This window comes from Methylobacterium sp. J-077 (assembly GCF_022829365.1).
Lineage (GTDB): Bacteria > Pseudomonadota > Alphaproteobacteria > Rhizobiales > Beijerinckiaceae > Methylobacterium.
On sequence record NZ_JAKSYJ010000121.1, the window covers coordinates 57,825 to 79,489 of the forward strand.

At 68.7% G+C, this 21,665-nt stretch carries 19 protein-coding genes, 1 tRNA gene and 1 other RNA gene; 8 read left to right on the forward strand and 13 right to left on the reverse strand.

Annotated elements, in window-relative coordinates; all coding sequences use genetic code 11:
* Positions 1-146: 146 nt before the first annotated feature.
* Complete coding sequence (locus tag MKL11_RS15240) at positions 147-488, reverse strand: DUF2293 domain-containing protein (protein ID WP_243944809.1); 342 nt, start codon at positions 486-488, stop codon at positions 147-149.
* 210 nt (positions 489-698) lie between these two features.
* On the opposite strand from MKL11_RS15240, the gene MKL11_RS15245 reads away from it, so the two are divergent.
* Positions 699-971 carry a hypothetical protein gene (locus MKL11_RS15245; RefSeq protein WP_243944810.1) on the forward strand — a complete coding sequence of 91 codons (273 nt, stop codon included), beginning with the start codon at positions 699-701 and terminating at the stop codon, positions 969-971.
* A 108-nt stretch (positions 972-1,079) separates the two neighbouring features.
* Here MKL11_RS15245 and rpsD read toward each other — a convergent pair whose 3' ends face one another.
* Positions 1,080-1,697 (reverse strand): 30S ribosomal protein S4, encoded by a 618-nt coding sequence (gene rpsD, locus MKL11_RS15250; RefSeq protein WP_007558459.1) that lies wholly within the window; start codon positions 1,695-1,697, stop codon positions 1,080-1,082.
* Between the two features lie 199 nt (positions 1,698-1,896).
* Here rpsD and MKL11_RS15255 point away from each other — a divergent pair, with 199 nt between their 5' ends.
* From MKL11_RS15255 to MKL11_RS15270, 4 genes are all read left to right on the forward strand, one after another.
* On the forward strand, positions 1,897-2,409 hold the full coding sequence (locus tag MKL11_RS15255) for a GNAT family N-acetyltransferase (protein WP_243944811.1): 513 nt from the start codon (positions 1,897-1,899) through the stop codon (positions 2,407-2,409).
* 50 nt (positions 2,410-2,459) lie between these two features.
* Positions 2,460-3,155 (forward strand): helix-turn-helix transcriptional regulator, encoded by a 696-nt coding sequence (locus MKL11_RS15260; RefSeq protein WP_243944812.1) that lies wholly within the window; start codon positions 2,460-2,462, stop codon positions 3,153-3,155.
* Between the two features lie 65 nt (positions 3,156-3,220).
* Complete coding sequence (locus tag MKL11_RS15265) at positions 3,221-3,595, forward strand: VOC family protein (protein WP_243944813.1); 375 nt, start codon at positions 3,221-3,223, stop codon at positions 3,593-3,595.
* Between the two features lie 3 nt (positions 3,596-3,598).
* A complete protein-coding gene (locus MKL11_RS15270) occupies positions 3,599-4,051 on the forward strand; it encodes an EVE domain-containing protein (RefSeq protein ID WP_243944814.1) in 453 nt (150 codons plus the stop codon).
* A 10-nt stretch (positions 4,052-4,061) separates the two neighbouring features.
* Here MKL11_RS15270 and MKL11_RS15275 read toward each other — a convergent pair whose 3' ends face one another.
* Positions 4,062-5,696 carry an alpha-D-glucose phosphate-specific phosphoglucomutase gene (locus MKL11_RS15275; protein WP_243944816.1) on the reverse strand — a complete coding sequence of 545 codons (1,635 nt, stop codon included), beginning with the start codon at positions 5,694-5,696 and terminating at the stop codon, positions 4,062-4,064.
* Between the two features lie 220 nt (positions 5,697-5,916).
* On the opposite strand from MKL11_RS15275, the gene MKL11_RS15280 reads away from it, so the two are divergent.
* The gene (locus MKL11_RS15280) at positions 5,917-7,041 is read left to right on the forward strand and encodes an alpha/beta hydrolase (protein ID WP_243944818.1); all 1,125 of its coding nucleotides are present in this window, start codon (positions 5,917-5,919) and stop codon (positions 7,039-7,041) included.
* Positions 7,042-7,084: 43 nt separating this feature from the next.
* Here MKL11_RS15280 and scpA read toward each other — a convergent pair whose 3' ends face one another.
* The 9 genes from scpA to MKL11_RS15325 form a co-directional block, all read right to left on the reverse strand.
* Positions 7,085-9,250 (reverse strand): methylmalonyl-CoA mutase, encoded by a 2,166-nt coding sequence (gene scpA / locus MKL11_RS15285; protein ID WP_243944820.1) that lies wholly within the window; start codon positions 9,248-9,250, stop codon positions 7,085-7,087.
* Positions 9,251-9,306: 56 nt separating this feature from the next.
* Positions 9,307-10,089 (reverse strand): SURF1 family protein, encoded by a 783-nt coding sequence (locus tag MKL11_RS15290; protein WP_243944822.1) that lies wholly within the window; start codon positions 10,087-10,089, stop codon positions 9,307-9,309.
* A 14-nt stretch (positions 10,090-10,103) separates the two neighbouring features.
* Positions 10,104-10,508 carry a cytochrome o ubiquinol oxidase subunit IV gene (gene cyoD / locus MKL11_RS15295; protein ID WP_243944824.1) on the reverse strand — a complete coding sequence of 135 codons (405 nt, stop codon included), beginning with the start codon at positions 10,506-10,508 and terminating at the stop codon, positions 10,104-10,106.
* On the reverse strand, positions 10,505-11,137 hold the full coding sequence (gene cyoC, locus MKL11_RS15300; protein ID WP_243944826.1) for a cytochrome o ubiquinol oxidase subunit III: 633 nt from the start codon (positions 11,135-11,137) through the stop codon (positions 10,505-10,507). Before cyoC ends, cyoD begins: the two co-directional genes overlap by 4 nt.
* A gap of 4 nt (positions 11,138-11,141) precedes the next feature.
* The gene (cyoB, locus tag MKL11_RS15305; RefSeq protein ID WP_243944828.1) at positions 11,142-13,142 is read right to left on the reverse strand and encodes a cytochrome o ubiquinol oxidase subunit I; all 2,001 of its coding nucleotides are present in this window, start codon (positions 13,140-13,142) and stop codon (positions 11,142-11,144) included.
* Between the two features lie 74 nt (positions 13,143-13,216).
* Positions 13,217-14,473, reverse strand: a complete 1,257-nt coding sequence (gene cyoA, locus MKL11_RS15310; protein WP_243944830.1) for a ubiquinol oxidase subunit II — start codon at positions 14,471-14,473, stop codon at positions 13,217-13,219.
* A gap of 116 nt (positions 14,474-14,589) precedes the next feature.
* Positions 14,590-15,927 carry an MFS transporter gene (locus tag MKL11_RS15315; protein ID WP_243944832.1) on the reverse strand — a complete coding sequence of 446 codons (1,338 nt, stop codon included), beginning with the start codon at positions 15,925-15,927 and terminating at the stop codon, positions 14,590-14,592.
* 192 nt (positions 15,928-16,119) lie between these two features.
* Positions 16,120-18,306 (reverse strand): glycosyltransferase family 2 protein, encoded by a 2,187-nt coding sequence (locus MKL11_RS15320; RefSeq protein WP_243944847.1) that lies wholly within the window; start codon positions 18,304-18,306, stop codon positions 16,120-16,122.
* A complete protein-coding gene (locus MKL11_RS15325; protein WP_243944835.1) occupies positions 18,306-19,349 on the reverse strand; it encodes a hypothetical protein in 1,044 nt (347 codons plus the stop codon). Before MKL11_RS15325 ends, MKL11_RS15320 begins: the two co-directional genes overlap by 1 nt.
* Before the next feature lie 337 nt (positions 19,350-19,686).
* On the opposite strand from MKL11_RS15325, the gene MKL11_RS15330 reads away from it, so the two are divergent.
* A tRNA-Val gene (locus MKL11_RS15330) sits at positions 19,687-19,761 on the forward strand.
* 435 nt (positions 19,762-20,196) lie between these two features.
* Here MKL11_RS15330 and ssrA read toward each other — a convergent pair.
* Positions 20,197-20,608: a transfer-messenger RNA gene (gene ssrA, locus MKL11_RS15335) on the reverse strand.
* A 186-nt stretch (positions 20,609-20,794) separates the two neighbouring features.
* Here ssrA and MKL11_RS15340 point away from each other — a divergent pair.
* The coding region (locus MKL11_RS15340; RefSeq protein ID WP_243944837.1) for a CHASE3 domain-containing protein at positions 20,795-21,665 on the forward strand (871 nt) is incomplete at its 3' end.

Sequence of the window (21,665 nt, forward strand, 5' to 3'; positions counted from 1 at the left end):
TCCGGGTGGACGGAAACGCGGGGTGAGCGGCACGGTCGGGGCGGAAGCCGCTCTCCATTGCGTCGAGCGGATTGCGTTTCGACCCCGGGCTGCCGATGTCGGAGACGCGCCGTCCGAAAACCGGCCGCCCCTCTCGGGAGGCCGCTCTAGCTCGGCTCCCCCTCCGGATCGGCCTCCGCCTCCTCCTCCGGGATCGGCGCGGCGCCCCAGGCGGTGAGCGTCGCGTTGAGGTCGTCGAGGACGAAGTGCCGGGCGCTGTCGCGGTCGTAGCCCTCGCCCAGGAGGTCGTCGTAATCGGTGAAGACGTGGCGGGCATAGGCCACCAGGGCCAGGCGGGCGGCGGTCCCGGGGGCGGCGCCGCGCAGGCCGGGGCTCGCCAGGGCCCGGTCCAGGACGGCGTCGGCCTCGAAGACGGGCAGGCGCGGGGCGATGTGGGCCAGCGCTTCGGCCACGGCCTCGCGGCGGTTCCGGGGCGGGGCGGCGCTCACCGGGCGCCTAAGGCGGCGGGCACCATGATTTTGCCGCCGCGACCGGCCAGAGTGTCGACAGCCGAAGCGAAGACCGGTCCTGCACGCGGGGGCGCGTCAGGCCAAAGGCTTAGGGCCGCACCGGATTGCACCGCGATCGGGGGCCGCTCTAAGGTCGTCGACAAGTGAGGCGGGGCAGACAGACAACCCGCCGACGGGGAGATCAGGTTCATGGCAACGATCCGTCACGCGGTGATCCTGGGCGTCCTGCTCGGGGCGGCGCCGGCCCTGGCCCAGAGCCCGACGCCCCCGGACGGCGCCCGGGTCGGACGCCGGATCACCGCCACGGGGCAGACCAAGCCGCCGAGCCCGGCCGCGACGGGCGCCGCCCGGCCGGTGAACGAGGTCGCGATGATCAAGGCGCAGAAGGCCGCGGAAGCGCGCTCGAAGGCGTGGGACAGCAAGATGCGCCACACGATGAGCACGATCTGCCACGGCTGCTGAGCCCGGATGCACGAAGGGGCCGCCCTCGCGGGCAGCCCCTTTTTTGTACGTCGCGTTTCCCGACGCACGCCGCCGCCGGCTCGGCCACGGCGTGCGATCCCCGAGAAATCAGCGGGAGTAGAACTCGATGACGAGGTTCGGCTCCATCTGCACCGGGTAGGGCACCTCGGACAGGCTGGGAATGCGGGTGACCCGGGCGGTCATCTTGGCGTGATCGGCCTCGATGTAGTCCGGCACGTCGCGCTCGGGCAGCTGGGTCGCCACGATGACGATCTCGAGCTGGCGGGAGGATTCCTTGACCTCGATGAGGTCGCCGGCCTTCACCTGGTAGCTCGGGATGTTGACCCGCACGCCGTTGACCTTGACGTGGCCGTGGTTGACGAACTGGCGCGCCGCGAACGGGGTCGCCACGAACTTCGCCCGGTACACGACGGCGTCGAGGCGCCGCTCGAGCAGGCCGACCAGGTTCTCGCCGGAATCGCCGCGCAGGCGGATCGCCTCGGCGTAGTAGCGGCGGAACTGCTTCTCGGTGATGTTGCCGTAATAGCCCTTGAGCTTCTGCTTGGCGCGCAGCTGCGTGCCGAAGTCGCTCATCTTGCCCTTGCGGCGCTGGCCGTGCTGGCCGGGGCCGTATTCGCGGCGGTTGACGGGGCTCTTCGGGCGGCCCCAGATGTTCTGGCCCATGCGGCGGTCGAGCTTGTGCTTCGCCTGAATCCGCTTCGACATATGTTTCGCGTCCTCTCGTGACCGAGATTGAGGAACGCGCCCTCCTTTTCCCGGACGCCTGAGCGCCGGGACGACAGGGCGGGAGGATCCCGCCCACGGGTGCGCGTGAAAACGCGACGGGGCCCCGTGCGGAGCCCCATCGACGGCCGGGTCTTTAGGGGATGGACCCGCCCGGGTCAACCACAGGAGGTCTTTCGAGGTGGCCGAGACAGTCGGGATCAGACGGGGCGAGCCGGCCGACGCGGCGGCGATCCGGGCCCTGGTGGACGCGGCCTATGCCAAGTGGATCCCGCTGATCGGGCGCCTGCCGACGCCGATGCAGGCCGATTACGCGCAGGCCGTGCGGCACCACCGCTTCGACCTGCTCGAATTCGGCGAAGCGTTGGCCGCCCTGATCGAGACCACGCGAAGAGACCGCGAAGGGAACGACCACCTGCTGATCGTCAACGTCGCGGTGCATCCGCGTTATCAGGGCCGGGGCTTCGGCAAACGGCTGCTGGCCCGCGCCGAAACGATCGCTGCCGAGGCAGGGCTCCCGCGGCTGCGCCTGTACACGCATAACAAATACACGGCGAACCTGCGCCTCTACGCCGCCCTCGGCTACCGGGTGGAGCGCGAGGAACCGTATGACGGCCCGGGCCGGACGCGGGACGACGACATCACCGTGCACATGGTGAAGACGATCGGCGCCGCGCCTCCGCAGCAGGCCTGAACGGCCGATGCTGTCATCCGATGGCAGCCATGCCGGCGTAGATGCGCCCCATGTCCCGCTCGGAACGCCTGTTCGACCTGCTCCACGCCCTGCGGCGGCACCGGCGCCCGGTCAGCGGTCGCGTGCTGGCCGAAGAGATCGGCGTGAGCCTGCGCACCCTCTACCGGGACATCGCGAGCCTTCAGGCGATGGGGGCGTCCATCGAAGGAGAGCCGGGGGTCGGCTACGTCCTGAAGCCGGGCTTTCTGCTGCCGCCGCTGATGTTCAGCCCGGAGGAGATCGAGGCGCTGGTCCTGGGCTCGCGCTGGGTGGCCGACCGCGCCGATGACCGGCTGAGCGGCGCGGCCCGGAGCGCGCTCGCCCGGATCGGCGCGGTCCTGCCCGACGACCTGCGCGAGACCTTCGAGGGTTCCGCGCTGCTGGTCGGCCCCGGCACGCCCGCGCCATCTGTGGCGGTCGATCCCGCCCTGTTGCGCAGGGCGATCCGGACCGAGCGCAAGCTGGCGCTCTGCTATCGCGACGGGACGGGCGCAGCGTCCGAGCGGATCGTCTGGCCGTTCGCGCTGGCGTTCTTCGATTCCGTCCGCATCCTGCTGGGCTGGTGCGAGCTGCGTCAGGGCTTCCGGCATTTCCGCACCGACCGGATCGCCGCCGCGGACCTGCTCGGCACCCGCTATCCGCGGCGCCGGCAGGCGCTGCTCAAGGACTGGCGGCGCGCCGAGGGGATCACCGACCCCGCCGATTGATGCTGCCGGAATCTGGCAGGAGCACCGGATATCGAGGTCGCGCCCCCATCCGACAGGAGCGACCGATGACCGAGCCCACCAACATCCTTCTCTACGTCACCGACCCGGAGGCCAGTGCGCGCCTCTACGCGCGCCTGCTCGGCCGGGAGCCGGTCGAGGCGAGCCCGACCTTCGTGCTGTTCGCGCTGCCCTCGGGGCTGGCGCTGAGCCTGTGGGCGCGGACCGATATCGTACCGCCCCCCACGCAAACGGGCGGCGGCAGTGAGATCGGCTTCCGGGTCGACACGGTCGCAAGCGTGGACGCGATCCACGCCGACTGGCGAGCGAAGGGCGCCGAGATCCTCCTGCAGCCCACCGATCTTGATTTCGGCAGGAGCTTCGTCGCCGTCGATCCGGACGGGCACCGGTTGCGCGTCTATGCGCGGACCGAGGATCAATAGGCGATGGTCAGGGCATGGATCGCAGTTGCGTCGGCCGAGCATGTCCGGATCGGGCGGAGCCTGGGCATCATGCAGGTCTGTCATGGCAAGGCCGCACCACTCCGGCGAATCACACCCGGCGATCGGGTGATCTACTATGCGCCCACCGAACGGATGGGCGACCGGCAGCGGCTCCAGGCGTTCACGGCGCATGGGACGGTCCGCGACGGCGCGCCGTATCAGGTCGCGATGGCGGCCGGGTTCATGCCGTGGCGGCGCAACGTCGATTGGGATCCCTCGCGCGAGGCACCGATCCGGCCGCTGCTCGAACGGCTGGCGTTCACACGCCGCACTCGGAACTGGGGGTCCCAGTTTCGGTTCGGACTGTTCGCGATCTCCCTGGCAGATGCGGATGTGATCGCAACCGCGATGGGGATCGCCGCACCGGGGGAGGGCGACCGGACGAGAGTGGCCTAAGCGCTCCGGTTCACGTCACCACGCTCGGCTCGGCCCGACCGGTGCGGGGCTCGATCTCCGCGATGGCGCGGGCCGCGGCCACGACCGGGGCCAGCACCTCGGCCACGGGCAGGTCGAGCCGGGCCGGATCGGCCTCGTAGCGCTCCAGATAGACCCGGAGCGTCGCCCCGGCGGTGCCGGTGCCCGAGAGGCGGAAGACCACGCGGGCATCCTCGGCGAAGCTGATCCGGATGCCCTGGCGCTCGGTCAGCGAGCCGTCCACGGGATCGCGATAGGCGAACTCGTCGGCCGTCGAGACCGTGAGGTCGCCGAGGCGCGTGCCCGGCAGCCCGGCGAGCTTTTCGCGCAGCGCGTCCATCAGGCCGTTGGCGGCGTCCGAATCCACCTCCTCGTAATCGTGGCGGGCGTAGTAGTCGCGCCCGTGGGTCCGCCAATGCGCCCGGACCAGCGCGTCGGCGCGCTCGCCCGTGGCGGCCAGGATGTTGAGCCAGAGCAAGACCGCCCAGAGCCCGTCCTTCTCGCGCACGTGGTTCGAGCCGGTGCCGGCGCTCTCCTCGCCGCACAGGGTGATCAGCCCGGCATCGAGCAAATTCCCAAAAAACTTCCAGCCGGTGGGCGTCTCGTAGGCTCTGATGCCGAGGGCTGCCGCGACCCGGTCGGCGGCGCGGCTCGTGGGCATCGACCGGGCGATGCCGGCCAGCCCGCCCGCATAGCCCGGCGCCCGGTGGGCGTGGGCGGCGAGCAGGGCGAGGCTGTCGCTCGGCGTCACGAACAGGCCCGGGGCCACGATCATGTTGCGGTCGCCGTCGCCGTCCGAGGCGGCGCCGAAATCCGGGGCGTCCGGCCCCTGCATCAGATCGAACAGGTCGTGGCAATGGACCGGGTTCGGATCCGGGTGATGGCCGCCGAAATCCTCCTTCGGAATGGCGTTGACCACCGTCCCCCGGGGGGCGCCGAGCATGCCCTCCAGGATCGCGACCGCGTAGGGGCCGGTCACCGCGCTCATCGCGTCGAAGCGCATGCGGAAGCCCGCGGCGAACAGGCGGGACACGGCGCCGAAATCGATCAGCGTGCGCATCAGGTCGGCGTAATCGGCCACCGGGTCGATGACCGCGACCGTCATGGCGCCGAGGCGGGTCTCGCCCAGGGTGTCGAGGTCGAGATCCGGGGCCTCGATCAGGCTGTAGCGGGTGAGCGCCTTGGCCCGCGCGAAGATCGCGTCCGTGACTGTCTCGGGCGCCGGGCCGCCATTGGCGGCGTTGAACTTGATGCCGAAATCGCCGTCCGGGCCGCCCGGATTGTGGCTCGCCGACAGGATGATGCCGCCGATCGCCTGGGCCTTGCGGATCACGCAGGAGGCCGCCGGCGTCGAGAGCAGGCCGCCGCGCCCGACCAGCACCCGGCCGAAGCCATTGCCGGCGGCGAGCCTAAGAATCTTCTGCACCACCTCGCGGTTGAGGAAGCGCCCGTCGCCGCCGAGCACCAGGGTGGTGCCTGCCTTGTCGGGCAGGGTGTCGAAGATCGCCTGGACGAAGTTCTCGACGTAGTTCGGCTGCCGGAACACCGGCACCTTCTTGCGCAGCCCGGAGGTGCCCGGCTTCTGGTCGGGGAAGGGCGTGGTGTCGATGTGCTTCGGGGTCGGCATCGCGGCGACGTCTCCCTGGATCTCCCGCCTCAATGCCCGCCCGGGGGCGTGGCGTCACCCGTCCGGCATGGAATCGCGGCGGCTTTGTCACAGCGGTTTGAACGGATCGGGCGACGAAACCGGCTCTTCGTGTGTCGGCTGGGCGCACCAACGGTTGCGCCTGTCAGGCCACGGCGGTTGTATCGCCCGATCCGCCAGATAAGGCGGCCGGGAGGATAGCATGTCGGACGGACCATCGCAGACGCGCCCGCGCCGGGGCAGGCCACGACAGAAGAGCGGATTGCCGCGGCGGCAGATGTTCGGCGCCCTCGCGGCGGCCGGCCTCGCCGCGACCCTGTCGCCGTCCGCCGCAATGGCCGCGCCCGCGGGCCGGCTGCAGACCGAAGAATTCCGCCTGCCGTGGAGCGAGCCGGGCATCGACGTCTACGTGCGCAACAAGCACCCGGCCGGAACCGAACGCTTCGCGGGCGACCGGATCCTGCTGTTCGTGCACGGCTCGACCTATCCGGCGTCCACGGCCTTCGACCTGCCGCTCGGCGGGATGTCGGCGATGGACTATTTCGCCGGCCAGGGATTCGACGTCTACCTCGTGGACCTACCGGGCTACGGGCAATCCGGGCGCCCGGCGCCGATGAGCGCCCCGGCCGCCGACAATCCGCCGTTCATGCGCACGCCGGACGCGGCCAAGGTGGTAGGGCAGGTCGTCGACTTCATCCTGAAGAGGCGCAACGTCGACAAGATCGACCTGATGGGCTGGTCCTGGGGGACCTCGACCATGGGGCTCTACACCAGCACCCACAACGACCGGGTGAACCGGCTGGTCCTCTACGCGCCGCAATGGCTGGCGCGCACGCCGGCCCTGATGGGCGGCGGCTCCGGGCCGCTCGGCGCCTATCGCAGCGTCAGCCGGGACAGCGCCAAGGCGCGCTGGCTCACCGGGGTGCCCGAGGACAAGCAGGCCGACCTGATCCCGCCGGGCTGGTTCGACCAATGGGCCGACGCGACCTTCGCCACCGACCCGGTCGGCGCCCGGCAATCGCCGCCGGTGCTGCGGGCGCCGAACGGCACCGTGGCCGACAAGGACGCGTACTGGGCCGCGGGCAAGCCGCTCTACGACCCGGGCGATATCCGCGTGCCGGTGCTGATCATCCACGCCGAATGGGACGCGGATCTGCCGAGCTACCAGGCGCAGGAATACTTCACGAAGCTCACGCACGCCCCCTACAAGCGCTTCATCGAGCTCGGGGAGGGCACGCACACGGTGATGATGGAGAAAAACCGCATGCAGTTCCTCCACGCGGTCGCGGCCTTCCTCACGGAGGCGGACCCGCAGGCGTTGAACTGAGCGTCACCCCGTCTCCCCGCGATCGGGGAGATGGGCCCCGATCCTACTCCGCCGCCTGTCGGGCCGCGTAGCCCAGCCGGTCGTTCAGCGCGCGGATCAGCTTGACCGCGGCCTCGGCGATCACCGTGCCGGGCGGGAAGATCGCCGAGGCGCCCGCCGCCACCAGGGCGTCGTAGTCGCCCGGCGGGATCACGCCGCCGATGGCGATCATCACGTCGTCGCGGCCCTGCTCGGTGAGCGCGGCCTTCAGTTCCGGCACCAGGGTGAGATGCCCGGCCGCCAGCGACGAGACGCCGACGATGTGCACGTCGTTCTCCACCGCCTGCCGGGCCGCCTCGGCCGGGGTGGCGAAGAGCGGCCCGATATCCACGTCGAAGCCGAGGTCGGCGAAGGCCGAGGCGATCACCTTCTGGCCGCGGTCGTGCCCGTCCTGGCCCATCTTGGCGACCAGGATGCGCGGCCGGCGGCCGTCGTTCTCCTCGAACGCCTCGACCAGCGCCCGGACTTCCTCGACCACTGGCGACATGCCCCCCACCTCGCGCTTGTAGACGCCGGAGATCGAGCGGATCTCGGCGCGGTGCCGGCCCCAGGCCTTCTCCAGAGCCTCGGAAATCTCGCCCACCGTCGCCTTGGCCCGGGCCGCGTCGACCGCGAGTTCGAGCAAGTTCTCGTTGGTCTCGGCGGCCTTGGTCAGCGCCTCGAGCCGGGCCGTGACGGCGGCCTCGTCGCGCTCGGAGCGCAGGCGCTTGAGCTTGTCGATCTGCAGGCGGCGGACATTGCCGTTGTCGACCCGCAGGAGGTCGATGGCCATGTCGTCGTCGGACTTGAACTTGTTGATCCCCACGATGGTCTGCCGGCCGGAATCGATCCGGGCCTGGGCGCGGGCGGCGGCCTCCTCGATCCGCAGCTTGGGGATGCCGGCCTCGATCGCCTTGGCCATGCCGCCGAGCTGATCGACCTCGCGGATATGCTCCCAGGCCCGGGCGGCGATGTCGGCGGTGAGTTTTTCCACATAGTAGGAGCCGCCCCACGGGTCGACGATCCGACAGGTGCCGCTCTCCTGCTGCAGGAACAGCTGGGTGTTGCGCGCGATCCGGGCGGAGAAGTCGGTGGGGAGCGCCAGCGCCTCGTCGAGCGCGTTGGTGTGCAGGGACTGCGTGCCGCCCTGCGTCGCCGCCATCGCCTCGATATTGGTGCGGGTGACGTTGTTGAACACGTCCTGGGCGGTGAGCGACCAGCCGGAGGTCTGGGAATGGGTCCGCAGCGCCAGCGACTTCTCGGACTTCGGATCGAACCCCTTCACCAGCTTGGCCCAGATCAGGCGCGCGGCCCGCATCTTGGCGATCTCCATGAAGAAGTTGGTCGAGATCGCCCAGAAGAACGACAGGCGCGGGGCGAACTGGTCGATGGTCAGGCCGGCGGCCAGTCCGGCCTTGATGTACTCGACGCCGTCCGCCAGCGTGTAGGCGAGCTCCAGGTCGTTCGTCGCCCCGGCCTCCTGCATGTGATAGCCGGAGATCGAGATCGAGTTGAATTTCGGCATATTCTTCGACGTATAGGCGAAGATATCGGAGATGATCCGCATCGATCCTTTGGGGGGATAGATGTAGGTGTTGCGGACCATGAATTCCTTGAGAATATCGTTCTGGATCGTGCCGGCGAGTTTCTGCGGCGGCACGCCCTGTTCCTCTGCGGCGACGATGTAGAGGGCGAGGATCGGCAGCACCGCGCCGTTCATCGTCATCGACACGGTCATCTCGTCGAGGGGGATGCCGGAGAACAGCGTCCGCATGTCGTAGATCGAGTCGATCGCCACGCCGGCCATGCCGACATCGCCCGAGACGCGCGGGTGGTCGGAATCGTAGCCGCGGTGGGTGGCGAGATCGAAGGCCACTGACAGGCCCTTCTGGCCGGCCGCGAGGTTGCGCCGGTAGAAGGCGTTCGAATCCTCGGCCGTGGAGAAGCCGGCATATTGCCGGATCGTCCAGGGCTGGGTGACGTACATGGTCGGGTAGGGGCCGCGCAGGAACGGCGCGATGCCAGGAAAGGTGTCGAGGAACTCGATGCCCTCGCGGTCCTCCGGCCCGTACCGGCCCTTCACCGGAATGCCCTCCGGGGTCATCCAGGGCTCAGGCAATGCCGGCGACGCCACCGCAAGCGGTTCGCCGACCCAAGATATCTCGGCGAAGTTCGGAATGCGGGTGGTCATGGCGGTGACTCGTTATGGCGTTTGTCACCTCATTATAGACGCCCCCGGAAACCGGGCTACTCCCCCACAGGTCTAGAGACCCCGCGGCTGCGGAGGACGTAGATCACCGCGCATGCGAGCATCAGCGCCATCCCGTACCAGGTCAGGGCGTAGACCAGGTGGCTGTTCGGGAAGGCGATCACCGTAAGGCCGCCCAAAGGCAGGCCGCCGGGATTGGGCGTCGCGTCGGCATCGACGAAGTAGGGGGCGACGTCGGTGAGGCCCCGGGCCGCCGCGATGGCGGCCACGTCGCGCGAGTACCAGCGCCCGTCCCTGGGGTCGTTCGACCGCAGGAACGCGCCGCCGGGCTCGGTCAGCCGCAGGAGGCCAGTCACGCGGGTCTCGCCCGCCTCCTGGCCGGCCTGCCGGGTCGCGGGGTCGCGGTTCGCCCCCGGAACGAAGCCGCGATTGACGAGCACGAGGCTGCCGTCAGAGCGGCGAAGCGGCGTCAGCACCCAGAAGCCGCCGCCGCGCTCGGTCACGGCCTGGACCAGGGTTTCCCGGTCGTGGATGAAGGTGCCGGCCAGCCAGACATGCCGGTAGGCGTCGTTGGGGCCGATGCGCGGCCATTCGGCGGGGCCGGGGGCCGGCACGGCCAGCGCGTGAACCCTTGCATCGACCCGGGCGATCAGGTCGAGCTTCCAGGTCCGGCGCTGGACCTGCCAGGTTCCGAGTCCGACGAGCACGACGAACACGAAGCCCGCAGCGACGCCGAACACGACGCGCCGCAGCAACGAGAGCGGGGCCGGGGAGGGGGCCAATCTCGGATCAGCCCCCCCTCCCGACCCCGCGGGCCCCATCTCCGAACGCGCGCTCAGCGGGCGTTGTTCATGACGTCGTGGGCATCCATCGGCATCATGTTGTGGTTGAGGTGGTACATCACCCACACCGAGCCCGAGAGCATGATCACCACGACCATGATGGTGAAGATCAGGGCCAGGAAGGTCCAGCCGCCCTCCGACTTCGTGTTCATGTGCAGGAAGTAGATGACGTGCACGATCATCTGCACGCCGCCCAGCGCCAGGATCACCAGGGTGGTGACGAGGCTGTTGTCGAGCACGTTGCCCATCACCAGCCAGAACGGGATCACCGTCAGGATCACCGACAGGACGAAGCCGGTGATGTAGCTGCCGAAGCTGCCGTGCCCGCCTTCGCTGTGGGCGTGCGCGTCGTGGGTATCCTGGCCGTGCCCGGACAGGTGGTGCGCGTCGGCGCTCATTCGAGCACTCCCATCAGGTAGACGACGGTGAACACCCCGATCCAGATCAGGTCGAGGAAGTGCCAGAACATCGACAGGCACATCAGCCGGCGCTTGTTCTCGACGATCAGGCCGTGCTTGCGCAGTTGCACCAGCAGCACGACCAGCCAGAGGATGCCGACCGAGACGTGCAGGCCGTGCGTCGCCACCAGGGTGTAGAACGACGACAGGAAGGCGCTGCGCCAGGGCGGGGCGCCCTCATGGAACAGGTGGACGAATTCCCGGATCTCCAGGGACACGAAGGCCACGCCGAACAGGCCGGTGATCGCCAGCCAGATCTGCGTCTGCTTGATCCGATTCCGATCCATCTCCAGCATGGCGAAGCCGTAGGTGATGGACGAGAACAGCAGCATCGCGGTGTTCACCGCGATGCCCGGCAGGTCGAACAGGTCCTTGGGGGTCGGCCCGGCCGCATAGCTGCGGCCGAGCACCCCGTAGGTCGCGAACAGGGTTGCGAAGATGAGGCAGTCGCTCATCAGGTAGAGCCAGAACCCGAGCATCGTCGAGCCCTCGGAATGATGGCCCTCCTCGTCGGTCTGGTAGAAGACCGGCGCCGCGGCGCCGGGGGGTGCAGTCTCCCCGTGCATCATCGAATCACGCCATTTCCAGTTCGCGCGACCGCTGACCTTCCGTCCGACTGACCGTGTCGGCAGGAATGTAGAAGTCGCGATTGTAGTTGAAGGTGTGGAGGATCGCGACGACGAAGATCGCCACGAAGCAGAGCGCCGCCAGCCACCAGACGTACCAGACCATGGCCAGGCCGAAGGTGAAGTTCAGGGCCGCCAGGATGGCGCCGGAGGCGGTGTTCTTGGGCATGTGGATCGGCTTGTAGCCGGTCATCGGACGGGCGAAGCCGCGGTTCTTCATGTCCCACCACGCGTCGGAATCGTGGACCACCGGGGTGAAGGCGAAGTTGTAGTCCGGCGGCGGCGAGGAGGTGGACCATTCGAGCGTCCGGCCGCCCCACGGGTCGCCGGTCAGGTCGCGCAGCTTCTCGCGATTGCGGATCGAGACCACGAACATGATGATCTGCGAGGCGATGCCGCAGGCGATGAGCGCCGCGCCGAAGGCCGCGATGACGAACCAGATCTGCAGCGACGGGTCGTCGAAGTGCTGCATGCGCCGGGTCACGCCCATCAGGCCGAGCACGTAGAGCGGCATGAAGGCGACGTAGAACCCGCTCACCCAGAACACGAGGGCCATCTTGCCCCAGAACTCGTCGAGCTTGAACCCGAAGGCCTTGGGGAACCAGAAGGTCACGCCGGCGAACATGCCGAACAGCACGCCGCCGATGATCACGTTGTGGAAGTGCGCGATCAGGAACAGCGAATTGTGGAGCACGAAGTCGGCCGGGGGCACCGCCAGCAGGACGCCGGTCATGCCGCCGATCACGAAGGTGACGATGAACGCCACCACCCACAGCATCGGCACCTCGAACCGGATCCGGCCGCGGTACATGGTGAACATCCAGTTGAAGATCTTCGCACCCGTGGGGATCGAGATGATCATCGTCGTGATCCCGAAGAACGAGTTCACGTCGGCGCCCGAGCCCATGGTGAAGAAGTGGTGCAACCACACCAAGTAGGCGAGGATGGTGATCACCACCAGCGCGTAGACCATCGAGGTGTAGCCGAACAACCGCTTGCCGCAGAAGGTCGAGGTGATCTCCGAGAACACCCCGAAGGCCGGCAGGATCAGGATGTAGACCTCCGGGTGGCCCCAGATCCAGATCAGGTTGAAGTACAGCATGGCGTTGCCGCCAAGGTCGTTCGTGAAGAAGTGCGTGCCGACGTAGCGGTCGAGCGACAGCAGCACGAGAACGGCCGTGAGGATCGGGAAGGCGGCCACGATCAGGATGTTGGTGCAGAGCGACGACCAGACGAAGATCGGCAGCTTCATCATGGTCATGCCCGGCGCGCGCATCTTCACGATGGTCGCGATCAAGTTGATGCCCGACAGCAAGGTCCCGATGCCGGCGATCTGCAGCGCCCAGATGTAGTAGTCGACGCCGACGCCGGGGCTCATGGCTGCTCCGGAGAGCGGCGGGTAGGCGAGCCAGGTCGCGCGCGAGAACTCGCCGACGAACAGCGAGACCATCACCAGGATGCCGCCGGCCACCGTCATCCAGAAGCTGAAGTTGTTCAGGAACGGGAAGGCCACGTCGCGGGCGCCGATCTGCAGCGGCACCGCGAAGTTCATCAGCCCCGTGACGAACGGCATCGCCACGAAGAAGATCATGATCATGCCGTGGGCGGTGAAGATCTGGTCGTAATGGTGCGGCGGCAGGAAGCCCTGCTCCGAACCGAACGCCACCGCCTGCTGCGAGCGCATCAGCAGCGCGTCGGCGAAGCCGCGCAGCAGCATGATCAGCGCGAAGATACAGTACATGATACCGATCTTCTTGTGATCGATGGACGTGACCCAGTCACGCCACAGCGGCCCCCAGAAGCGGAAGTATGTGATCACGCCGAGGACGGCGAGGCCGACCACGGCCACGCCGGCGAAGGTCGCCTGCAGAATCGGCTCGTGATAGGGGATCTGCTCGATCGTAAATCGACCGAGGATCAACTGTTGTAGGTCCAGGTTTGCGAACATGGGATCGGCCCGTTCAATGGGTTCGACGGCGACCGCCGGTTTACGGTGTGGGGCTCGCGTTCACGCGAGCATTCTTACTCGTTGAGCTGCTTGGGCGCGATCTGCCCGCCCTCTTTCTGGCCCTGGCTGTCAGGCGCCTTCATCTCCGGCGCCTTCTCCTGCCCGGGCAGCGCGGATTCGCCCTGACCGCGCGAGTCCGGGTTGCCCATGTCGGGCCTGGGCTTCATGCCCTGCGGCTGCGTCTGCCCGTGCGGGCCGGTCCCGGAGGCCGGCCCCGTCGCGCCGGGGGCCTCGTTGCCGCGATCGGCCATGCGGTTGTCGTACTGCAGCCGGTCGTAATTCGCCTGGGCTTCCTCCCCCGAGGCACCGCCCCGGGCGTCGATCTTCACCATCTCCCCGACGCACATCTGCTCCGGCCGGGGGCACATTCCGATGATCCGGTCGTACAGGCCCTTCGGGTAGGACTTGTAGAAGCGGGCCGGCTCGGACTCGCTCGGCTTCTCCAGATCGAGATAGGCCTCCTGGGTCAGCGCGCCGCCCTGCGCCTTGGTCTTGGCGACCCACTGATCGAAGGCCGCGCTGGTCAGGCCGTTGAACTTGAAGAACATGTTCGAGAAACCGGCGCCGCTGTAATGCGCCGAGCGGCCCTCGTAGGCGCCCTCGCGGTTGATCACCGCGTGGAGCTGGGTCTGCATGCCCGGCATCGCGTAGACCATGCCGGCGAGCGTCGGGACGTAGAACGTGTTCATCACGTCGGTAGCGGTGATCTTGAACTGGATCGGCCGGTCCACCGGAGCGGCGAGCTCGTTGACCGTGGCGATCCCGTATTGCGGGTAGAGGAACAGCCACTTCCAATCCATGGCGACCACCTCGACCTGGAGCGGCTCGACGCCGGCCGGGACATCGCGCTTCGCGTCGATCTTGCTGAGCGGCCGGAACGGATCCAGGGTGTGGGTCCCGATCCAGGTCAGCGCGCCCAGCGCGATGATGATCATCAGCGGCGCCGTCCAGATCAGCACCTCGAGCTGCGTCGAGTGGTGCCATTCGGGATCGTAGACCGCATCCTCGTTGGTGGCGCGGTAGCGCCAGGCGAAGAACAGGGTGAAGAAGATCACCGGGATGATGATCAGGAGCATCAGACCGGTGGCGGCGAGCACGAGGTTGCGCTGCTGCTCGGCGACGTAACCGGCCGGGCTCATGACCACGAGGTTGCAGCCGCCCTGCAGCGCCAGGACCGGCAGCAGGGCGAGAAGCGGCACGAGGCGACGCGCAGGGCCGCCCCGGCTCTTGGCGGGCGCGATCCTGTCCGGGAGAGGGGTCGAAGAGGTCACAGCACTCGTCTCTTTATCCCAAGCCGCATGCGCGGCGTCCCTGCCGTGCCGCGTGACGCGGCGCTCCCGGCAGATTCTGGATGGAGGCCGCGCGGCCCGAGCCGCGCGGCTGCCGACTACATCTGGCGCATTTCCGAACGGTCGAGGAACAGCGCCGCGAGGGTGCAGACCGCGCCGGACAGAAGGTAGACCCCGACCATCGCCAGGCCGTAGCGCTGCGACAGGAACAGCGCCACCAGCGGGGCGAAGCCGGCGCCGACCAGCCAGGCGAAGTCGGAGGTCAGCGCGGCGCCGGTGTAGCGATAGTGATTGCCGAGCCGGGCGGTGACCGCGCCGGCGGTCTGGCCGTAGGCGAGGCCGAGCAGCATGAAGCCGATCGTTACGTAGATCGTCTGGCCGATCGCGCTCTCGCCGAACAGCAGCGGCGCGATGATGCTGCCGACCGCGAAGAAGCCGATCAGCGAGGCGCTCATGATCAGGCAGTTGCGGCGGCCGATCTGGTCGGCGATCAGCCCGGAAGCCGCGATCGCGCCGGCGCAGACGATAGCTCCCGAGAACTGCACGATCAGGAACTCGCCGGGCGAGCGGTTGGTGTTGTTGAGCGCCAGCCAGGCGATCGGGAAGATCGTCACGAGGTGGAACAGCGCGAAGCCGGCGAGCGGCACGAAGGCACCGCGGATCACGTCGCCGGCATGATGCCGGAACAGGTCCAGGGCCGGGACCGGCCGCAGCCGGTCGAGGTCCATCATCCGGGCGAACTCGTCGGTGGCGACCAGGCGCAGCCGGGCGAACAGGGCGACGACGTTGATGGTGAAGGCGCAGTAGAACGGGAAGCGCCAGCCCCAGTCGATGAAGTCTGCCTCGTCGAGATTGACCAGGAAGAACGCGAACAGGGCGCTCGCCACCATGAAGCCCAGCGGCGCGCCGAGCTGCGGGATCATCGCGTACCAGCCGCGGCGCTCCCGGGGAGCGTTCATGGCGAGCAGGGAGGCCATCCCGTCCCAGGCTCCGCCGAGCGCCAGGCCCTGCAGCACCCGCAGGACCGCCAGGATGTAGACGGACGAGATCCCGATGCTGTCATAGCGCGGCAGAAAACTTACCGCCGCCGTGGCGCCGCCGAGCAGGAACAGCGCGATGGTGAGCTTGACGCTGCGCCCGTGCCGGCGGTCGATCGCCATGAAGATCACCGAGCCGATCGGCCGGGCGATGAAGGCGAGGGCGAAGATCGAGAAGGCGTACAGAGTCCCGGTCAGCGGATCGACGAAAGGAAAGAACACCTTCGGGAAGACCAGCACGCAGGCGATGCCGAACACGAAGAAGTCGAAGTATTCGGACGCGCGGCCGATCACCACCCCGATGGCGATCTCGTTCGGATGGACCTTGTGGTCACCCGTCGCCTGCTGGGCGTCGCGCTCCAGGGTCGTGGACGAGGCCATTGGGGTGTTCGCACTCATTGTTGACAGCCGCCCTCACCGCGCGCCCGTTCGGGCGCCATGGCCGGAACCGCCTCATGCGGCATGTCCAGAGGTATCGCAACCGGCATCCGACGCAAGTTCACCCACTGACGCATGCATGGCACCCTGCGGAGCGGGGCGCGCCCGCGCGGGCGGAGCGCACGCTCACGAGGCCCGGGCGACCGCCCCGTCCTAGACCCGGTAATGCGCCGAATTCCGTGACAGGTTGATGTTGTAGTAGGGGTCGGCCCGGAGCTCGGGCCCCCAGCGATCGAGCATGGTGAGCACCTCGCCCTCGAAGCGCTTGCGCTTCTCCGGCGTGTCCTCGGCCCCGCGGCTCTTCGACTCGTGGTGAATCAACTTGGCGAACGGCGTCCAGACGATGCGATAGCCGGCCCGGCGGATCTTCAGGCACAGGTCGACGTCGTTGAAGGCGACCTTCAGGGCCTCTGCATCGAAACCGCCGACCACATCGAACACCTCGGCGCGCATGGCGAGGCAGGCGCCGGTGACCGCCGAGACCTCGTGGGCGATGACCATCCGGCAGAAGTAGCCGGGATCCACGTCCGGCACGCCGAGATGGCTGTGCCCGGCCACCCCCCCGATCCCGAGCACGATGCCGCCGTGCTGGATCGTCAGGTCCGGGTAGAGCAGCTTCGCCCCGACGGCGCCGATCTCCGGGCGCACCGCGTGCCGGACCAGCTCGCCGAGCCAGCCGGGCTCCAGCACCTCGATGTCGTTGTTGAGGAACAGCAGCACCGGGCCGGTAGCGGCGGCCGCGCCGCGGTTCGACAGGTCCGAGAAGTTGAAGGCCCCGGGCACCGGCACGACGCGCACCCGCGGATCGTCGCGATACCGGGCGAACAGGGCCACGGTCTCGGGCTCGCGGCTGTCGTTGTCGACGATCACCACCTCGATATCGGGATAGTCGGTGCGTTCCAGTAGCCCGTCGAGGGTGACCGACAGGATCTCGGCGCGGTCCCGGGTCGGGATGATCGCCGAGACCCGGGGGGCCGGCTGCGGAAGCGGCCGGATCAGGCGGTTGAAGCCCGAGGGTCCACGCTCGGCCCGGCCGCCCCAGGGAGCCACGACCTCGCCGAGGGCGCGCAGGCGCGCCGCCTCGGCCTTGGCCAGGGCGCGGTCCGAGAAGGTCCCGGAGCCCTGCGCGGCGCGCCAGTGATAGAGCACCCGCGGGATGTGGCGGATGCGGGACGGATCGAGGCCGTCGGTGAGCCGCAGCAGCAGGTCGTGGTCCTGGCTGCCCTCGAAGCCCGGGCGCAGGCCGCCGATCGCCCGCAGGGCGTCGGTCCGGACCACGGTGAGGTGATTGATGTAGTTCTGCGCGTAGAGCAATTCGCGGTCGAAACCCGCCTTGAAATGCGGGTCGAACCGGCGGCCGCGCCGATCGATCTTGTCCTCGTCACTGTAGATCAGCACCAGGCCCGGATCGAGGCGGAGCGCCCGGGCGACCTCGTAGAGGGCGTCCTCGGTGAGCGTATCGTCGTGATCCATGAAGGCGCAGACGACGCCGCGGGCGAGGCCCAGCGCGTCGTTGGTGGCCCGGGCGATGTGGCCGTTCTCGGACCGGGCCAGCACGCGGATGCGCGGGTCGGCCTCGGCGGCGCGCTGCAGGATCCGGGGGATCGCGGGCCGGGTCGAAGCGTCGTCGACGACGCACAGCTCCCAGTGCGGGTAGAGCTGAGCCCGCAGGGAGGCGAGGGCGGCCTGCAGCACCTTCGGATCGGGGTCGTGCACCGGCATCAGGACGGAGATCAGGGGCGGATCGGCCCAGGCGTCGATCTCGGCGGCGATCCCGGCGCGCTCCGCCCGGCGGTAGCCATGGGCGCGGATCCAGGCCTCGTACCCGGTCACCCGGCGGTGGGCCAGCGCCCGCCCCAGGAAGCCGCGCGCCCGCACCTTCTTGCCGAGGACCCGCCAGACCAGCGCCTGCAGGGCGAGCGCCGGCTCGCGCAGGAGCGCGCGCGGGACCAGGATCGGCCGGTCGAGGCGGCGCACCGTGACCCGGCGCAGGCGGGCCGGGACCCGCCCGGCGGGATCGGCCACCCGCAGCGCGGCGACGCCCTCGGGGAGGCGGCCGATCCACGTGAAGGCGCCTCCGCCCGAAGCCTCCTGGGGCAGCAGCGGCCCCGGACGCCCCTCCGGCCCGACGAACGCCATGACCGGGACCGCGTCCAGCCCCTCCATCGGGTCGTTGGCCAGGGTGATCTCAAGCCAGCGGCCCGCAAGGCCCGAAAGGTCGACACACATGCCGCCCGCCGCCACCCGCACCGGCAGGGGACGACGCTTGCGTCCCGTTCCGGTCAGATGCGCCGGCGGCAGGCGCGTCTCGGGCGCCCCCGTCTCGGTCGAGGGCACGATCAGCTCCAGCTCTTGTCGATCGAGTCCTTTACGGCATCCGACATGGCGACATCGAACACCAGCATCTCCTCCACCGCCTTGACCGTCCGCAGGCGCTCGGCCAGCGCCTGCGTCTCGGGCGGCACCGACGGCGGCACCGGCACCGGGGCGTGGATGCCCAGCCGGTCGAACAGGGTCGACGCGAAGGCCTGGTACCGGGTCTTGTGGCCGACGATGCCGACCCGGGCGAGGATCTCGATCGCGGCGATCGAATTGCCCGGATGCAGGCGGTCCTCCGGCATGCGGGTGCCGAGCTGACGGGTCAGCGGGTTGTACAGCAGCCGGTAGGCCGGCTCCGGCAGCATGCGGAAATAGCGCTTGAGGCTTTTCACGTCGGTGAAGTCGTAGTCGTCCGAGAACGCTGCGGCCTCGGCGAGCGGCCCCAGGCGCCAGCCCCGGGTGGGATCCAGGGCGCCGCCGGCCCGGGCCTTAAGCCAGAGCATGCGGGTCGCCATCTCGATGTAGGGGTCCTGCAGCAGGATCGCGGTGATCATCAGATCCGGCGTCATAAAGTTCTCATAGCGCGGGATCGTCACGGCCCCCGACAGGAAGGCCGAGGGCGCGGCCGGCCCGGTCAGGACGCAGGTCAGGATCTCGTCCGGCAGCTTGTGGACGCCGAAATAGCAGTGCTGGAAATACGGGAACAAAGCCGCCTGGAGGGCGGTCTCAGCCTCGATGCCGGTGTTGATCAGCATGGTCCGCAGCTGCACCAACCCGTCCGGGGGCGTGCGGCGATAGATCAGGACGTTGGTGTCGGCGTCGTAGAGTTCGAGGCGCGGGATGTCGGGCAGGCCCGGCACCTCGGCCGGCGTCAGCACGAAGGTGCATTGCCCGGTGGCGTGCCAGCCGTTGCGCCTGAAGGCCTCGTCGGTGACGCTGGCCGCGACCTCGGCCACGCGCTGGCCGCCGACGGACACCACCACCCGGCTAATGGCGAGGGGATTGTCCGGCACGATCCAGCCGCGGATCGAGTCGCCGTGATCGTGATCGATGAAGTAGCGCATGTCCCGAAGCTTGAGGCGGCGGAATGCCGGAACCGCCTCAGCGGCCCGGCCGAATGCCGGCCGGCAGGGCCATAGCGCATTTTTTTCCCCGCGTGCACCATCGCGGCTTCCAGCCCGCCGACCGGGACCGGCAGCCGCCACACAAACCTTCCCGCTTGCGCCCCCGCCGGGCACCGGCTATAGGCCCCGCCCACCGGTGCTGACGCAGCACCGGCCCGGGCGCGTAGCTCAGCGGGAGAGCACTACCTTGACATGGTAGCGGTCCTCCCAATAAGTCGCTGACCCGGTTAAACTATTTCGGCGGTTTCAGGTTCGATGAACCTGAGCAGTTCGGAACGGAGACGTAGCACAGCGGTAGTGCATTCCCTTGACATGGGAAAGGTCACAGGTTCGATCCCTGTCGTCTCCACCATTCTCAATGACTTAGAGCCTCTCACAAATCTCCCGCTGCGCCGTCGCTGCCAGAGGAGAACTCCCGGTGATCGGGAGTTTTGTGAGGTGCTCTTAGCCGGCCCGCTGCGGGCCGACGGCGCCTCTCAGAGCCGCATTACTCCCCCCTGAAGATCACGACTTAATCCAGATCGAGCAGCGCCGCGAGGTCGCGCCGGCGAAGGGTTGCCCGAGAGCCACAATCCGAACGTTGAAGCCGTCGAGGCGCTTCGTGCGAGCAGCCGTATCGTCGAACCGGATGCCGATTTTAAGCACTGGGAGGTCGACGGCAAATGGATCACGACACAACAACGCCGTAGCAGCACCCATGCGGCACACATGCGCCGAGCGCCCCGGGCATCGCCGCGGAGCGTGTTTCCATCTTCGCCATATTCGAAAAGGTGGGCCCCGGGGCCGAAGCCCCGGGTTCTGTTTCTACGGCTGCCCTGCCGCAAGATGCTTACGCCGCGAGGCGGGCATCCATGACAACGTTATCGTTGGCATTTAGAGTTTTGGTCAGGTGCCCGGAACAGGGGTTGCCTGCGCCGAACCGGTCGAGTCCTTACCGAAAGTCGCATCTTATCCTGCCGAAACAGGGTAGAACTCGCGATCCCTTTACCGTCCAGTCGAACCTAACTTCGCCCCCAGCAGAAACACCCTGATCTCAGGCTGCGCACCGCGAAGGCCGCCTGCTTCGCCCCGGCACGAGCCCGGGGCAGGATGTTTCTGGTGGAGGCGCCGGGTACCGCCCCCGGGTCCTGAAACGTTATTACGAACCGGTCATCAACCTCGCCCTCATTCTACCGCGTGTGGGGCGGAAGGTCCACAGCCTCGTGCGGGATCGACTCCGGCAACCGGCCGCCGTTGCGAGTGCAGGAGACGGCGGATCCACGGGACGGGCGCCGTCGGCCTCCTGCGGCTCGCACCGGCCTGGTTTGGGCGCTATGGGCTTACGCCGCCCTCGGTTGTCGCAGTCGATCGAGGCCGTCCGCCAGTCTGGTCAGGAAAAGCCGAGCATGCCGAACACCTTGGGCCTCAACCGCACCCTCGGCAGCGCTATCGGCATCATCGCGCTGGTGTCGGTGCTCAGCAGCGGGGCGGTGCTGCTGACCCGCGGCCAGTTGCAGGACGCGAACGACGCGCTCGACCACGCGAACCAGACGATCCGCGCTCTCGACGCGTTCCGCAACGCCTTGCTCAACCAGGAGACGGGCCTGCGCGGCTACCTGCTCACCGGCCGGGACGGCAGCCTCGAACCCTACCGGCAGGGACGGCCGGCTCTGGACGCGGCGATCGACCGCCTCAGGATCCTGGTCGGCGCCGATGCCGCGTCGTCGCGCCTGCTGGCCGATGCCGTGACGGCGGCGCGCACCTGGCAGACCGATATCGGCCAGGCGGCCGTTCAGGGCGCGGCCGATCCGGCGACCCGGCCCGAGGCGGTGCGCATCGAGTCCTCCGGCACGGGCAAGCAGCTGTTCGACACCCTGCGGGACCGGCTCGGCGCCATCGAGAGCCTGGAGGAGGCCCATCGCGCGGCGCTGAACCAGCGGGTCGTCCGGGCCGAGCGCAACGAGAGCCTCGCCCTGTGGGGCGGCACCCTGGTCACGCTTCTGATCTGCGCCGGCATCGGAATCGCGATCAATCGCCTGATCGTCCGGCCCCTCGGCGCGGTGATGAGCTTCGTCGAGCGGGTCGGTGCGGGCGATCTCTCGGGCCGGCTGCGCGCCGGCGGGCGCGACGAAATCGCCCGGCTGGGGCGCACCCTCAACGCCATGGTCGACAACCTCTCCGACCTCGCCCGGACCAACCGGGCCGCGACCTCGGACCTCAACGCCGCCGCCGCCGAGATCCGCGCCTCGGCCCAGCAGCAGGCGGCCTCGGTCGAGG